The organism is Vibrio sp. VB16 (assembly GCF_015594925.2).
Taxonomy (GTDB): domain Bacteria; phylum Pseudomonadota; class Gammaproteobacteria; order Enterobacterales; family Vibrionaceae; genus Vibrio.
Genome location: NZ_CP087591.1, coordinates 1,162,294 through 1,176,583, shown reverse-complemented (window position 1 = coordinate 1,176,583; position 14,290 = coordinate 1,162,294). Strand labels below are relative to the sequence as shown.

Here is a 14,290-nt window from a genome sequence, read left to right as displayed (position 1 = left end):
CAATCACAAAAACCATTCATGCAACTAATTTACGTTTGCAAAACTACATCAATTACATCTATTATTTAAAGTACATCTAACATATCAGATAAACGAATCGATAGCTTACCTGTGAATAAATATTGATACATACATTTTTGGAGTAACTTAATGCACATCCACTTAGACTTAATTGGCGGTATTGCTGGTGATATGTTTACCGCATCAATGTTGGATGCAATACCTGAATTAGAGATCCCACTATTTGGTGTTCTTAATAAATTAATCCACCAAAACCATATTCACTTACAGCTTACTTCAGCCATGGATAAAGGCATAAGTGGACAACGGTTCTTAGTCGATATAAGTCAACTTCACGACCACACAGACCATGACCATAAACACCACCATCGAAGCTGGCGCTCTATTCGTACTTTATTAGTAGAGCAACTGGAAGATGAACACGTACGCAATCACGCACTAGGTATTTTTGAACTATTAGCCACTGCAGAATCAACGATACACAACAAGTCAGTTGAGGATGTACATTTTCATGAAGTGGGGGCTTGGGATTGCATAGTCGACATTGTGTCGGCAGCATGGCTCATTCACCATTCAAATGTAGAATCCTGGTCATGCTCACCGATACCTTGGGGTGGTGGTACTGTAAAATGTGCTCATGGTGTCATTCCTGTTCCTGCACCAGCGACACTCTTATTACTCAAGAAGTTTTCGTTCATCGATGATGGCATCAAAGGGGAAAGAGTAACCCCGACTGGAGCTGCCATACTCGCTTGGTTAAATCCAGAGCCCCAATTGTCTAAAGGAATGGTGACCGCAATAGGGTATGGCTTTGGCACACGTGAACTACCGGATAGAGCAAACTTACTTCGCACTACCTTGTTAGTAAGCGAACCATGCTCTATCAGCAAGAGTGACTCAGTAACTACCATCCAATGTGATATCGATGATATGACCGGAGAGCAACTGGCTATAGCACGAGAAAAAATCAGAGCACAAGAAGGCGTATTAGAGATAACTGAATCAATCGCTATCGGCAAAAAAAATCGTCACATCCATACATTAACGATATTAACTAATAATCAGAATACTTCAGTCGTCATCAATTATGTGTTTAACCACACATCAACCATCGGTATACGATATTGGCAATGCCAAAGAAAAATACTGGCTCGCCAACATAGTAAAGTTGCAGTTGCGGATAGTGAGTATGATATCAAAACTGTGACCCGGCCAGATGGCAGTATTACTAGTAAAATTGAATCTAACCATCTAAACGATCCAACACTAAATTACCATTCTATTAAAACACTTAGTCGCATTGTAGAGAAATAAGTGGCGGGGTAAATATGACAAAAACAGACTCAAAATTAGACAAGCTTCAAGTCTATCTAAAACACTTAAAAAAGGTAACTGTCGCAGTGAGCGGTGGTGTTGACAGTATGACCTTAGCTTATGTTGCACATCAAACCTTAGGGTCTAAAGCAAAGATTATACATTCTATTTCGGCTGCTGTACCAACCTGTGACACGGCCAGAATTCAAGAATTTGCCGATACGTATAATTGGAATATTCAATTTGTAGATAGTGGAGAAATAAACCATCCTGAATACAAAACGAACCCTGTAAATCGTTGTTATTTTTGTAAAACTTGTTTGTACACTAAACTTTCCTCCTTCAACCATGGTACTGTCGTTTCTGGGACCAACCTCGATGATCTTGATGACTATCGCCCTGGTCTTATTGCAGCAAGAGAGCACAATGTACTACATCCATATGTTGAAGTAGGCATCAATAAGCAAACCATAAGGGAAATGGCCCAACGGTTAGGCTTACCACAGTTATCAGTATTGCCAGCATCTCCCTGCCTAGCTAGCCGAATTGAAACAGGAATCAGCGTTAATGAAGAAAGCCTCAATCTTATACAAGATATTGAAACAAGATTGAATGAGCTTTTACACTGCGATTCGCTTCGATGTCGAGTTCAATCAGGTAAAATAACTATAGAGATAAACCGTACGCAACTTAGTAGTTTATCTTCAAAGGAGATCACAATCTTAAAGATTGAAGTGGAAAAAATCACACAACAACACCAATTAAATATCCCAATCACATTTACGCCTTACAAACGAGGCAGTGCCTTTATTGGAGCTAAGTAGTGCCAGATATTATTTTAGATTTCGACAGAGCCATTCGATGTGGTGTAGAGGAAGCGATTTTCTGCGAAAGTAAATCACCACGACAAATAGAGCACATAATATCACTGGCTTTAAACGAGGATAAAAATTTACTATTTACACGATTATACCCTGAAAAATTCCTTAATATTGAGTCGACATTTAGGTCAAAAATAGACTATTGCGAAGTTTCTAATACCGCTATCTTAGGTCTGGATAAAATGGAATCTATACCCCTAAAATGTCCAAGCCAAATCGCTATCATTTCAGGTGGGGCATCAGACACTTCAGTCTGCCATGAGATACGAAGAACGTTAACTTACCATGGAATAGGCGCTGTTCTTTATGAAGATGTCGGCGTATCCGCAATGTGGCGACTAAACGACATTCTTGAAGAGTTATCCAGTATGAAGATTATTGTGGCAGTAGCCGGCATGGAAGCAGCACTACCAACGGTACTCGCAGGTCTCGTACCAACGCCAATCATTGCAGTACCAACATCTGTTGGCTATGGTGTCTCTGCTGGTGGCCAACTCGCACTTAATTCCTGCTTAGGTAGTTGCGCTGCGGGAGTACTTACTGTCAATATAGACAATGGCTTTGGAGCCGCTTGTGCTGCCATCAAGATATGCAAAAGTTTTTCCATATAATCGTTTTCTACGTATCGATTACAACAGTTTTTCCAAATCAGAGATACCCTACAACCTTTACGGTTGTAGGTAACCTAAGAACTATCTATACCATGTAAGAAGTACATTATTTTCATCAAAGGAAAATGGCATTAATTCGGACACAACCTCTGCATTCTCAATCTCTTCTATACTTTCTAACAAAGCCTGCGACACCATAATATTATCGAGTTCCAGAGTGTTTTTGACCCATACAATCTTAGCTTCACTGATATCATGAATTGGGGCCGTTTTCAAAGCGAACACAATTGCTTCAAAATCATTACTCATCACCATCGGTATTTTGGCCGTTGCTAATGTCCCAGCAGTTGCAGCATTGGTATACATCGCAGAAAAATCGAGTTTCTGTATTAACCCTCTAGTCGTAATATCAGCCATACCAATTCCTACACCATTACCATGAGTAGCTTCAGTAAGAGATAACACAACTGTATTACTGATATTAGGCCCAAAAAAGCCTGTCACACCAGAACCGGGGCGACCTGTAACATTAGGGTCCATCCCCTCACCGCTTATATTTTTCCCAATTTCTTGAATAATCAACACATCAATTTCTGGAATCAATATATGTGCAATATTTTCTTTCGCAGTTGCAAGATAAGTTGGCTCTAATTCTAGTATTTCATGTTGCAGTGCTATCTCAATATCCATAAGTTCATCGTAAGCATTTTCAACTAAGCCAATAGCAAACGGTACGGTGATTTTATCAAGAAGGCGCTTCCCTGCCTCTGGGATCACTGTGTGAAAATTATGAAAACCATAACGATGTAATGTTGATGCACCGACATGATTACCTAATCCTATACTGAGCATTTTTAGAATACCACTTTCAATATGACCTTTAAAATCAGCGTGAGGCTTAATTTTATTGCACAAAATGATACCATCTGCTTCGGTTGCTATTTTATCTAAATACAACGGCACACCATCGGGCATCTCTGCAACCTTTACGACTTCCATCGACGAGCAAATCGGCACACCCATACTCTTCTCAGTGATACCATATGCTGCCAATATGCTCACTTGCCCTTGAGCATTAGCCGAACCATGACTCCCCATAGAAGGCACCACAAATGGTTTCGCACCACAGCTTAGTAAAAATAGTATTGTTTGCTGCAATACAGGTATTAAACCTGAAATCCCTCGGCTTCCTACCGTTATGGCAAGACGTTTTCCTTGTAGGCTTTGAGTCTCAGGAATTTTGGCTAGCTCTTCTTTAATTCTATGATTTATGTCTTCAATTTTTCTGCGTTTAAAGCTTTGTTTCACCTTAACCATTTTGGGTAAGTCACATATGAAACCGCCATCGAGAGTAAACTCTATATTCTTGTCAAACATTACACGCCTCAATATTCAACTTTTCGTGAATTATTCAGTTGAAAAAAAAGAGAGGGAAAACCCTCTCTCATTTATTGTAACTTAGAGAACCCTACCCGTTGTTTGAATTCTCTTTAATCGCTTCCATCCAAGCATTATAAACATCAGCGCCTAATTTGTTCTTATACTCTTCACGAACTGGCTCCGTTGCGTCAATAAACAGCTGTAATTGCGCTTCATCCAAAACGTTCACTTTTGTACCTTGTTTCTTAAATGACTCAATTTGATCACCTTCTTCTGCTAAAACAAGCTCTTGTTGATATTGCTCTGTAGAGCGCATTGCTTCGTTAAGTAATTTTTGGTCATCTTTTGATAATGAGTTCCAAAATTCTAAATTCATAACAGGAATGTAAAAAGTAATTACGTGGCTGGTAAGACTAACGAAATCCTGTACTTCATAGAATCGCTGAGCGTAGATATGCGCGATTGGATTTTCTTGTCCATCAATAACACCCTGTTGTAGACCTGAGTATACTTCCCCAAAGTTCATGGGCGTTGCTGTCGCGTTTAGAGAGTTAAAAGTCTTAACGTGCGCAGGCACCTTCATAGTGCGGATTTTCAAGCCCTTTAAGTCTTCAGGAGATTCAATAGGACGACTACTATTAGTTACGTGACGAACTCCATTTTCTAACCATCCTAAACCTTGCAAATTCATATTATTTAGCTTAGACAGCATTTTATCACCAGCAGCGCCATTGACTGTGTCTAATGCCACTTTTTTGCTTGGATAAATAAACGGAAGTTCAACTACATCAAATGATGGGTCCCAAGAAGAGTAAAAAGAGGATGGAGAAACCGCCATCTGTAACAATCCTGACTGTACACTTTCGATCATTTCACGATCAGGGCCCATCTGAGAACTAGGAAAAATCTGAACTTCAAATTTACCTTCGGACTTCGTTTCTACATTTTCTTTAAATTGCTCTAGGGCACGATGCAAATGATAATTCTCGTTAGCACCATGACCAATTCTGATCGTAGTCGCCGACATCACTGATGTAGATAGAGCAAGCATTGAAACCGTTGTTGCGATAAGTAATTTTTTCATTTTTACCTCATAGGTTTGTACAGAAAATTCTAGTTTCTAGTTTTAATTTTTGATAATACCAATATATCGTGCATTAGCTTATTCAAACTGACATCTGATATATCAGATGTCTATTGTTTATTAAATATGGTTGTTGTGCTGTGAGAAAAGTCACGAAAAAAGATCTTAATTGAATATTTACTTCATAAAAAAACCATAAATATATAAAAAAGCACCATATACATGGTGGCTATTTATATATATTTAGGCAGTTAAATTAGACAAACCGGGTCAAGAAAAGAGATATCTCTGGAATAAACGTAATTATTAACAGTAATATCAACATCGCACCTATAAATGGAATTAAAGCTTTAGATATTTTCTCTATACTTACGTTTGAAACCTGACTCGCTACAAAAATATTAACTCCTAAAGGAGGTGTACAGAAGCCGATAGCAAGGTTTACTGTCAAAATAACACCAAATACAATAGGATCTACGCCAATAGCAACAACTACAGGTAATAAAATTGGAGTTAGAATGATGATCGCTGAAATAGTTTCCATAAACATACCAATAAGTAATAACATTATTGTTATTAACAACATTATTACTATTGGATTATCCGACATACTAACTAATGAATTAGCAACAGCCGCTGGGATTTGCTCAAATGTAATCAACCGACCAAATGCCGCGGCAAAAACGACTAAAACTAATATAGTTGCTGAAGTTAATGTTGAACGTGCAAATATTTTAGGCAAATCCTTAAATGAAATTTCTTTATATATGAACAGACCACAAATAATTGCATAGACAACAGCGACAGCGCCTGCTTCAGTCGGAGTAAATATACCTCCATAAATACCACCTAGAATAATTCCAGGAACAATAAGTGCCCAAATAGCACGTTTGAACTCTAAGCCAACACTTTTCCAGGAGAATGGAGTAAGCTCAATATCCATAATCAATTCATTTCGTACAACAAACCGACTAACCACCATAAACATCAATCCAAAAAGTACACCAGGAATAACTCCCGCAATGAATAGCTTTCCGATAGATACTTCTGCTGATACCCCGTAAATAATAAAAGGTATACTCGGCGGTATCATTACACCGATCATGCCCGCTGAGGCAGTTAAAGCAGATGAGAAGTCCTTTTTATAACCTTGCTGCGACATTGAAGGAATAATATTAGATCCGATTGCTGCAACCGTTGCAGGAGCAGAGCCAGAAATTGCGGAGAAAAACATAGAGGCTATCACGTTCACATAACACAACGAGGCTCGAATATGACCAACTAATGAAGAAGCAAAACCGATAATTCGTCGTGACAAACCACCTTGCTGCATCAAGTCTCCAGCAAGAATAAATAGCGGTACTGCTATCAGAGGGAATGAGTCAGCTCCGGTTACTATCGAGCGAGCCATCAAGCTAATGGGAGGAGCACCATCGACAACACTCATTACAAAAAGTGAACTCATACCTAGGCTCATAGCAATTGGCATCCCAAGAATTAGAAATATCCCTAGCGCTACAAATAAAATAATTCCTGACATTTTAAACCTCCACTGCACACGAATCGTGTGCTTTCTTTACTGTATAATGTTGGATAATACGAAAAACCGAAAGTAACGATCCCACGGGAGCTGAAGCATACATAAATGCAATAGGAATATTTAGAACTACTGATTTTTGAGACAAGACGTATGGTAAGGTAATTAATTTGTAGGATTGGTACACCATTACAAGCAAGAAGCAAACAATAACTATATCAATGACAACTTCAAGGTAACGCTTCACTTTACTAGGGAGCATATCTTGAAAAAATGTTACCTTCACATGCTTTCGTTCTTTAAATGCATAAGAAATACCAATCCAAATAAACCAGATGAAGGTCCATAAAGTAAGTTCTTCAGACCATGATAATGCGTTCTGAAACACATACCGCATCACTACCTGCATTGTAATTAACAAGACTATGCTTGCTAACAACGTCCCTCCTAACGCTGCTTCCAAATTTTCATTTAACCATTTCATCATTACTTCCCTATCATTTTCAGTCACAACTAATATGTTAGATATCATAGACCCATTTTTTAGCTTCAAAAAGTAATAATCGCTCAACTTTACTACTCATAGGCGTTTATTTGGACTAGATCACATATAAACACCGAAACCATTTTTAATTTCAAAATACACTGATATGTTAGATATCAGAATGTAAATATGACAATATGAGGTTATTATTATGATTAATGAGGCAAAATTTAAGGTCTATGTATCTGACTTTGATTACCCTGATTTAGATATCGAAAAAAGCGTTTTAGAACCTATTGGTGCTGAAGTAATAGGCCTCACCTGTAAGACAGGAATTGGGCTAGCAGAGCTCGCCAAAGATGCTGATGCTATTTTACAACAGTACGCTAAGATCCCACGTGCCACCATTGAGCAACTCGATAATTGTAAGGTCATATGTCGTTACGGTATTGGTGTTGACATCTTAGATGTTGAAGCTTGTTACGACCATGGAATTAAGGTGTCAAACGTACCTGACTACTGCATTGATGAAGTAGCAGATCATTCAATTTCACTTGGTTTGACATTATTTAGAAGAATACCTGCATATAACAAATCTACCCACGAGGGTAACTGGCATTGGGATATCGATGGCTCAGTTCCAAAGCGCTTTCGTTCATCCATATGGGGACTAATTGGTTTTGGTCGTATTGCGCAAAATATAGCGAAAAAAATAACGGCTCTGGGCTTTAAGGTCGTCGCTTACGATCCTTATGTATCTGGTTCATATATGAATACATTCGGTGTCGACAAAGTTAACTTGGATACCCTCTTCGCCACATCCGACGTCGTCAACGTAATGTGCCCACATACACCAGAAACAGACCGTTTAATAAATGAAGACCGTTTACGTCAGATGAAATCAAACGCAGTACTTGTAAACGGTGCTCGCGGAAAAGTTGTCGACAACACAGCATTATACAAAGCATTGGTTGAAGGTTGGATCGCTTCTGCCGGACTTGATGATCCAGAAGAAGAACCCGCAAAACTAGATAACTGGAATCCAAAAGATAACCCAATTTTTGGATTAGACAACTGCATAGTCACTCCACACGTTGCTTACGTTTCTCAAGAAGCTTTCCAAGAGTGCCGTCGTATTGCGGCTGAGAACGCAAAAGCCGTTTTATTAGGCGGTGAGCCTCTTGATCCGGTTGCACGTGTTAAAACGCCAATGTCGGGAAAATAATGATGAGACAAGAAACTATTTCTGCAATTGTAGAACATAAGGTGTTCGCTATTGTTCGCGGTATTTCTCCGAACAATATTCGCCCAACTATGGATGCCCTTTATAAAGGTGGCATTCGCCTAGTCGAAGTAACATTTGATAGAAAAAACGGTGATGAAAACACATTGGCAGCGCTTGATATTCTTGCCAGTGAATTCAGCGACAAGTTGATTTTTGGTGCAGGGACAGTCACTACCGTCGAACAGGTGAAGGCTGTAAAAGCGCTAGGTGGCCAATTCATAGTTTCACCAGACTTCAATACTGAGGTAATTCAGGCGACACGTCGACTTGAAATGGTCTCTCTACCTGGAGTTATGACCCCGACAGAAGCGGTTAAAGCCGATGCTGCTGGTGCCGATTTTATAAAACTATTCCCGGGGGGGTTGTTAGGTCCTAGTTATCTTGGAGCACTTAGCGGTCCATTGTCTGACCTGAAGTTTATCGCTGTCGGTGGTGTAGATTCAGAAAACTTAGCAGAATTCGCCAAAGCTGGTGCCATAGGGTTTGGCATAGGCTCTAACTTAGTAAACAACACTCTTGTCGAGAATAAAGAGTTCGACAAAATTTACCAAAATGCTTGTCTCTTTAAGCAAGCTATTGAATCAATTAGGAAGTAAACATGGAATATGCAAAAAAAATCATCAACCCTCGTCCAATAATTAATGAAGAGCTGTACGCAAAATGCGCAGAGATGAAAGATACACTGAGTGTAAGTGCTGTATTTAGTGATGCATTTAAGCGTGACGGTGTAATGGACCATGAAATAAAATTTTGTTCATGCAACAAACCATTTATTGGTTCAGCATTAACCGTAAAGCTTAAACCTGGTGATATCGTTGATTGCCTACCTATCTTCGATATAGCTAAAGCAGGCGACGTAATTGTTATTGATGCAAATGGAACACCAAACACTTCAATTTGGGGTGGTTTGATGTCAGGACTGGCTCGCGCTGCAGGTGTAGTAGGAGCCGTAGTTGACGGGTCGGTTCGAGATACAGATGAAAGTAAGGTTCTAGACTTTCCAGTCGCTTCTCGTTCCGTTTCACCTAGAGCAGCACATTCTGCAGAGACAGGTCGTACTGAACCGATTGAGATTAACGTTCCTATAGTGTGTGGTGGGCAAATAGTAAATCCAGGAGACTTAGTTGTTGCCGATGAACTTGGTGTTACTGTTGTTGCATCTCAACACGTTGAAGAAGTTTATCCAGCAGCAAAACAACTGGCTGAAAATGAGAAAGCCACTCGTGAAGAGATCCTAAATGGTGCAACAGTAGAGCAACTGTTAGCTAAATTTGGTCGCATCTAATTGTGACGGCCCATCAAATGATGGGCCTATTTTAAGGGATATTTAGATGATCATTACTATAGATACTGGCACAACTAACACGCGAGTTGCGTTATTTAGCAACAAGCAACGTGTCGGACAAGTTAAAGCGAACGTCGGTGTTAGAAACACCAGTATAGATGGCAATAACCTACAATTGATTCAAGCTGTCGGCAATGCGATCAATAAATTAAAAACTGAACATGCTCTAAGAGATTCCGACATTGAACTCATCTTAGCGGCCGGAATGATCACTTCAAACCTAGGTCTATTCGAAGTGCCACACCTCGTCGCCCCTGTATCACTCGAAGACTTTGCTGCTAACCTGCGGTCTGTGGTTATCCCTGAAATTTCATCACTACCAATTCATTTTATTCCTGGTGTAAAGAACCTAAACACGGATAAGCTAAAATCAGTTGTAGGTTTGGATGTTATGCGTGGTGAAGAAGTTGAAGCCTTAGCTATTGCATCTTTATTCAACATTAAGCAAGATTCTATTATTGCTTTACCGGGTTCTCATTCAAAGTTTGTATCTATCGATTCACAACAAGCAATTCGAGGATGTTGTACGACTTTAGCCGGGGAGCTGAACTCGATAATAACTCATAATACAATTCTTACAGGCTCGCTTGAAAATCGCTTTTCCGACAAATTATGCTCCGTGTCATTAATTGAAGGTTACAAAGCTGCTGAGGAGTATGGACTAGGACACGCGCTGTTCTTAATTCGTTTAAAAGAACAATTCGAAGGAAAGAAGCATGAAGAGCTAGCTAGTTTCCTCGTAGGTATAATACTACACTCTGACATAAAGGCATTAAGCTCTGCTCCACAGTTGCACTTTAGTTCAGATATTCCGATTTACATCGGGGGAAATGGTTTGCTTTGTGATGCAACCGCAGAGCTACTCAATTACCAATTCCCCAATAACCCCGTCTACAAGTGTAGCGAAATACAAGACTTGTCTGCGATTGGTTCAATTTATATAGCTCAAAAAGCAAATTTGATTTAGATACTTGTCCTCCTACCTCGGGTGAGCTTTCAACCCCCTTTCCGAAGGCTCCATTACTTTTAAGATAAAAAAGATGAAAGCTCTAACCTATTGTAAAAAAGAAGATTATTTCCAAGTCCGAGAACTTCCAATACCGACACCAAATCAAATTCAAGTGTTAGTTAAAGTTCATGCCTGTAGCTTAAATCCCATCGACACCAAAATTGTTCACTGGAATAAGATTGTTGATGACATGGAAGATGATTTCATTGTGGGGCTAGATGTCGTGGGCGAAATAATGTCAACACCTGAAAAAAAGACATCATGGAAAATTGGAGACAAAGTTCTTTTCCATGGCAATATGTTCGACAAACACGGAGGGTTAGCCGAATATTGCCTGCAAGATTTTCGGACACTTACAGCTCTACCCAACAACGTGCCGATTGAAGTAGCGGCTTCTACACCGTGCGCTGGTTGGACAGCTTGGCGTTCACTTGTAGATAAACTGCAAATACAAAAACATAACTCAATATTTATCGCTGGAGGTTCTGGTGGTGTTGGTAGCTTCGCAATTCAAATAGCAAAATACTTTGGTATTGAAACCATAATTACCTCTTGCTCCCAACGAAATATAGGTTATGCCAAAAAACTTGGTGCGACTCATGTTATCGATTACGAAAATCAGAATGTCATTAATCAAATACGGACCGTCACAAAAGGCAACGGTGTCAATGTGGCACTTGACTGTGTAGGAGGTGGTTCTGAGTTGTACTGCGCTAACGCCTTACAATTTGAAGGCCAAATGGTTGAGCTAGTGGAAACTGCAGATCTCAAATCATATCACCAAGCTAAAGCTAGAGGATTAACGGTACATCAAATCAGTTTTGGGGCTGGATACAAAAATGGGGATCAAGGAAGACAGTCAATACAAGATGCAGGTAACGCATTTAACAAACTGCTAAATGAAGGGCACATTCAAGCTCCACAAATACAAAAAATAACGTTAGAACAGGCTGCTGATGCTTTAAAAGAGATGAGAGGTCAACGCACGGTAGGAAAGGTAATAGTAATGCTGAACTCCTTAACGACTCTTTAATGTGAATAATTTGTTGAATCTACTAATTCACAAATATAAAGGTGAAGCTTGCTTGCTAATTGCCACTATTTTGGCCGCAGTCGGGTGGGTTTCATCAAAGATAGTTCTACTTGAAATGCCCGGTAGTATGTTCATTGGTGGTCGATTTATATTAGCAAGCGCATTATTATTACCTTTCTGTTACCAGAAAATACTCGATGCCTCACCAATAGATATAATCAAAACGCTCGCTGTAGGCTGTGTTTTTTCGACTTCTATACATATATGGGTTTACGCAGTTAGCATTACAAACCGATTGACAGAAGGAGCATTTATCATGGCTCTTGCAATGATCATTGCGCCCTTAACCAGTTGGTTGCTATTTAGAACCCGTCCTAATCAAGCCTTTTGGTATTCTTTACCTCTAGCCGGGTTAGGCATGGCGCTACTAACACTAACAAATGGCTGGGAAGTTGAGAAAAGTCAGTTAGGGTTCTTCTTTGCATCCTGCTTTCTCTCTATACATTTTGTTTTAAACAAACGACTTAGTTTATCATCCCCTATAAAGCCTTTGACGTCTATTTGCCTACAAATGTTCGTGGTTGGGTTAACTGGATTTTTTTTGTGTAGTGTTCAAAACTCTACCTTATCGAATCTTAGCTCAGAAACCCTAATTTGGTTCATCATTGCTAGCTTAATTGCTACTGCACTTAGGTATCTGATACAAACAGTTGGTCAATATTCGGTTAATATTGAGATCGCTGCATTAATCATGATACTTGAACCAATTTGGACATTGGTGCTAAGTATTACTATGTTAAAACAACACATTGAAATAGAAAAACTATTAGGATGCCTACTAATATTAGTATCTTTAATATTGTATATGCGGCTATCAAACCAAAAATTGTAATGGCAAATCTAATTTTTCCACCTAAATTAAAGTCCAAACATTCGAATAATTTAAACTAAGGTTAATGGGTTGCAGCATCAAACCGTCGCTCTACTAGTCTAAATAACTTTGGTGGACATATGTGTTGTGAAGTGGTAGTTCTCAGACGGACGGCAATTGATAACAAGTGCCGCTTATTATTTAAATCCAAAATGCGATTTGCCTAATCGTAAACTTAGTTTGCCATAGAACGGAACATACTATGACAATAACGCGCGGATGTCGTGCATTGATGACACGCGATATTCAACATCTATATCAGCATGGATTTGATGGGGGTCATATAGAACGACATTCATTCCAGCAGCTTGAGCCGCTTGGATCCCGACAGGGCTATCTTCAACGACTAGACAGTTCTTTGGTTTATAACCCATTTCTCTTGCCGTATGCAAAAATATATCAGGTTGAGGCTTCCAAACTTCAATATCATAACAACTAAATATATTGTTATTAAAAAACGTCTTCAGGCCAGTGATGCTGAGAGCCTGATCAATTTTTGCTCTAGGTGCAGAAGAGGCAACACATATCGGTAACTGAACATTCTCAAGCAATTCTTTAACCCCTTCGTTTGCCTTCAATGACTCCGCAAATAATGCTTTCACCTTTTCTCGATAATTTATCTCAAAATGTTCAGGCAACATAATTGAGTGTTGGTATTCTATTGTGGCAAGAATGTCATTAAATTTAACGCCACGGAACCTATCAACCAAATCTTGAGCGGCAATGACTATACCTAACTCCGCAAGTTTACATTCTAGGGCTTGATTGCACAAAAGCTCGCTATCAACAAGCGTACCGTCACAATCAAATATCACTAATTCAATCACAATTGATTCTCTTTATGTAAAGCATAAATGGCGTGATCCACAAGGCGACCACCAAGGTATTCCTGTTGAGTGATTATGCCTTCAAGGGTCATTCCCAATCGTTCACAGATTGCTCGGCTTGGTTTATTTCCGGTCGCGGCAGAAATCTGTATCTTCTGCATATCAAGTTCTACAAACGCTATTTCTATAAGGGTTGCACATACACGCGCCATGATCCCTTTACCTTGATAAGGTTTGGCAAGCCAATAACCTATCTCTACTTTTTTCAGATGATGGGCAATGGAGTTAAAGCTCGCATTTCCGACCAATTCATTCTGATAAAAAATACCACAAACCATGGATTTGCCATCAGCATAATCATGCAAAGAACGCTGAACAAATTCTTCGAAATCGAGCTTACTTTTACAATGAGGGGGCCAAGCAAGCCATTCTTCAAGATATTCAAAATTATCTTTGGCCAATTCGGCGTATCGCGGGGCAAATGATTTGTGTACTAACGCAAGCTTTACTTCACTGTCAATTTCTCTATAAAACACCGAAACTCTCTC

Annotated in this window: 15 protein-coding genes; 9 read left to right on the top strand and 6 right to left on the bottom strand. The window is 39.4% G+C overall.

Going from position 1 to position 14,290, the window contains the following annotated elements:
* Nucleotides 1–150: 150 nt before the first annotated feature.
* From IUZ65_RS21690 to larB, 3 genes are read left to right on the top strand one after another with little or no spacing between them, the layout of a single operon-like run.
* Nucleotides 151–1,335: a LarC family nickel insertion protein gene (locus IUZ65_RS21690; RefSeq protein WP_195706086.1), complete on the top strand. Its 1,185-nt coding sequence runs from the start codon at nucleotides 151–153 to the stop codon at nucleotides 1,333–1,335.
* A 14-nt stretch (nucleotides 1,336–1,349) separates the two neighbouring features.
* The gene (locus tag IUZ65_RS21685; RefSeq protein ID WP_195706085.1) at nucleotides 1,350–2,159 is read left to right on the top strand and encodes an adenine nucleotide alpha hydrolase; all 810 of its coding nucleotides are present in this window, start codon (nucleotides 1,350–1,352) and stop codon (nucleotides 2,157–2,159) included.
* Complete coding sequence (larB, locus tag IUZ65_RS21680; RefSeq protein ID WP_195706084.1) at nucleotides 2,159–2,827, top strand: nickel pincer cofactor biosynthesis protein LarB; 669 nt, start codon at nucleotides 2,159–2,161, stop codon at nucleotides 2,825–2,827. The genes IUZ65_RS21685 and larB overlap by 1 nt, the downstream gene beginning before the upstream one ends.
* A gap of 81 nt (nucleotides 2,828–2,908) precedes the next feature.
* Here the strand turns inward: larB and IUZ65_RS21675 are convergent, their stop codons facing one another.
* The 4 genes from IUZ65_RS21675 to IUZ65_RS21660 form a co-directional block, all read right to left on the bottom strand.
* Complete coding sequence (locus IUZ65_RS21675; protein WP_195706083.1) at nucleotides 2,909–4,204, bottom strand: hypothetical protein; 1,296 nt, start codon at nucleotides 4,202–4,204, stop codon at nucleotides 2,909–2,911.
* A gap of 91 nt (nucleotides 4,205–4,295) precedes the next feature.
* Nucleotides 4,296–5,291 carry a TRAP transporter substrate-binding protein gene (locus IUZ65_RS21670; protein WP_195706082.1) on the bottom strand — a complete coding sequence of 332 codons (996 nt, stop codon included), beginning with the start codon at nucleotides 5,289–5,291 and terminating at the stop codon, nucleotides 4,296–4,298.
* A 256-nt stretch (nucleotides 5,292–5,547) separates the two neighbouring features.
* Nucleotides 5,548–6,831: a TRAP transporter large permease gene (locus tag IUZ65_RS21665; RefSeq protein ID WP_195706081.1), complete on the bottom strand. Its 1,284-nt coding sequence runs from the start codon at nucleotides 6,829–6,831 to the stop codon at nucleotides 5,548–5,550.
* A 1-nt stretch (nucleotide 6,832) separates the two neighbouring features.
* Nucleotides 6,833–7,315: a TRAP transporter small permease gene (locus tag IUZ65_RS21660; protein WP_229638277.1), complete on the bottom strand. Its 483-nt coding sequence runs from the start codon at nucleotides 7,313–7,315 to the stop codon at nucleotides 6,833–6,835.
* A 208-nt stretch (nucleotides 7,316–7,523) separates the two neighbouring features.
* On the opposite strand from IUZ65_RS21660, the gene IUZ65_RS21655 reads away from it, so the two are divergent.
* The 6 genes from IUZ65_RS21655 to IUZ65_RS21630 all read left to right on the top strand — a co-directional run bounded on the left by IUZ65_RS21655 (nucleotide 7,524) and on the right by IUZ65_RS21630 (nucleotide 12,876).
* Nucleotides 7,524–8,537: a C-terminal binding protein gene (locus IUZ65_RS21655; RefSeq protein WP_195706080.1), complete on the top strand. Its 1,014-nt coding sequence runs from the start codon at nucleotides 7,524–7,526 to the stop codon at nucleotides 8,535–8,537.
* Nucleotides 8,537–9,193, top strand: a complete 657-nt coding sequence (locus IUZ65_RS21650) for a bifunctional 4-hydroxy-2-oxoglutarate aldolase/2-dehydro-3-deoxy-phosphogluconate aldolase (RefSeq protein WP_195706079.1) — start codon at nucleotides 8,537–8,539, stop codon at nucleotides 9,191–9,193. The genes IUZ65_RS21655 and IUZ65_RS21650 overlap by 1 nt, the downstream gene beginning before the upstream one ends.
* Nucleotides 9,194–9,195: 2 nt before the next feature.
* Entirely contained in the window at nucleotides 9,196–9,882 is a 687-nt protein-coding gene (locus IUZ65_RS21645; RefSeq protein WP_195706078.1) for an RraA family protein, read from the top strand.
* A gap of 46 nt (nucleotides 9,883–9,928) precedes the next feature.
* The gene (locus tag IUZ65_RS21640; protein ID WP_195706077.1) at nucleotides 9,929–10,909 is read left to right on the top strand and encodes a 2-dehydro-3-deoxygalactonokinase; all 981 of its coding nucleotides are present in this window, start codon (nucleotides 9,929–9,931) and stop codon (nucleotides 10,907–10,909) included.
* A 73-nt stretch (nucleotides 10,910–10,982) separates the two neighbouring features.
* Nucleotides 10,983–11,984 carry a zinc-binding dehydrogenase gene (locus tag IUZ65_RS21635; RefSeq protein ID WP_195706076.1) on the top strand — a complete coding sequence of 334 codons (1,002 nt, stop codon included), beginning with the start codon at nucleotides 10,983–10,985 and terminating at the stop codon, nucleotides 11,982–11,984.
* 10 nt (nucleotides 11,985–11,994) lie between these two features.
* Nucleotides 11,995–12,876, top strand: a complete 882-nt coding sequence (locus IUZ65_RS21630; protein ID WP_229638276.1) for a DMT family transporter — start codon at nucleotides 11,995–11,997, stop codon at nucleotides 12,874–12,876.
* 239 nt (nucleotides 12,877–13,115) lie between these two features.
* Here the strand turns inward: IUZ65_RS21630 and IUZ65_RS21625 are convergent, their stop codons facing one another.
* Together IUZ65_RS21625 and IUZ65_RS21620 are read right to left on the bottom strand one after the other, a co-directional pair.
* Nucleotides 13,116–13,742 carry an HAD-IA family hydrolase gene (locus tag IUZ65_RS21625; protein ID WP_195706075.1) on the bottom strand — a complete coding sequence of 209 codons (627 nt, stop codon included), beginning with the start codon at nucleotides 13,740–13,742 and terminating at the stop codon, nucleotides 13,116–13,118.
* Nucleotides 13,739–14,278, bottom strand: coding sequence for a GNAT family N-acetyltransferase (locus IUZ65_RS21620; protein WP_195706074.1), 540 nt, complete (start codon nucleotides 14,276–14,278; stop codon nucleotides 13,739–13,741). The genes IUZ65_RS21625 and IUZ65_RS21620 overlap by 4 nt, the downstream gene beginning before the upstream one ends.
* Nucleotides 14,279–14,290: the final 12 nt, after the last annotated feature.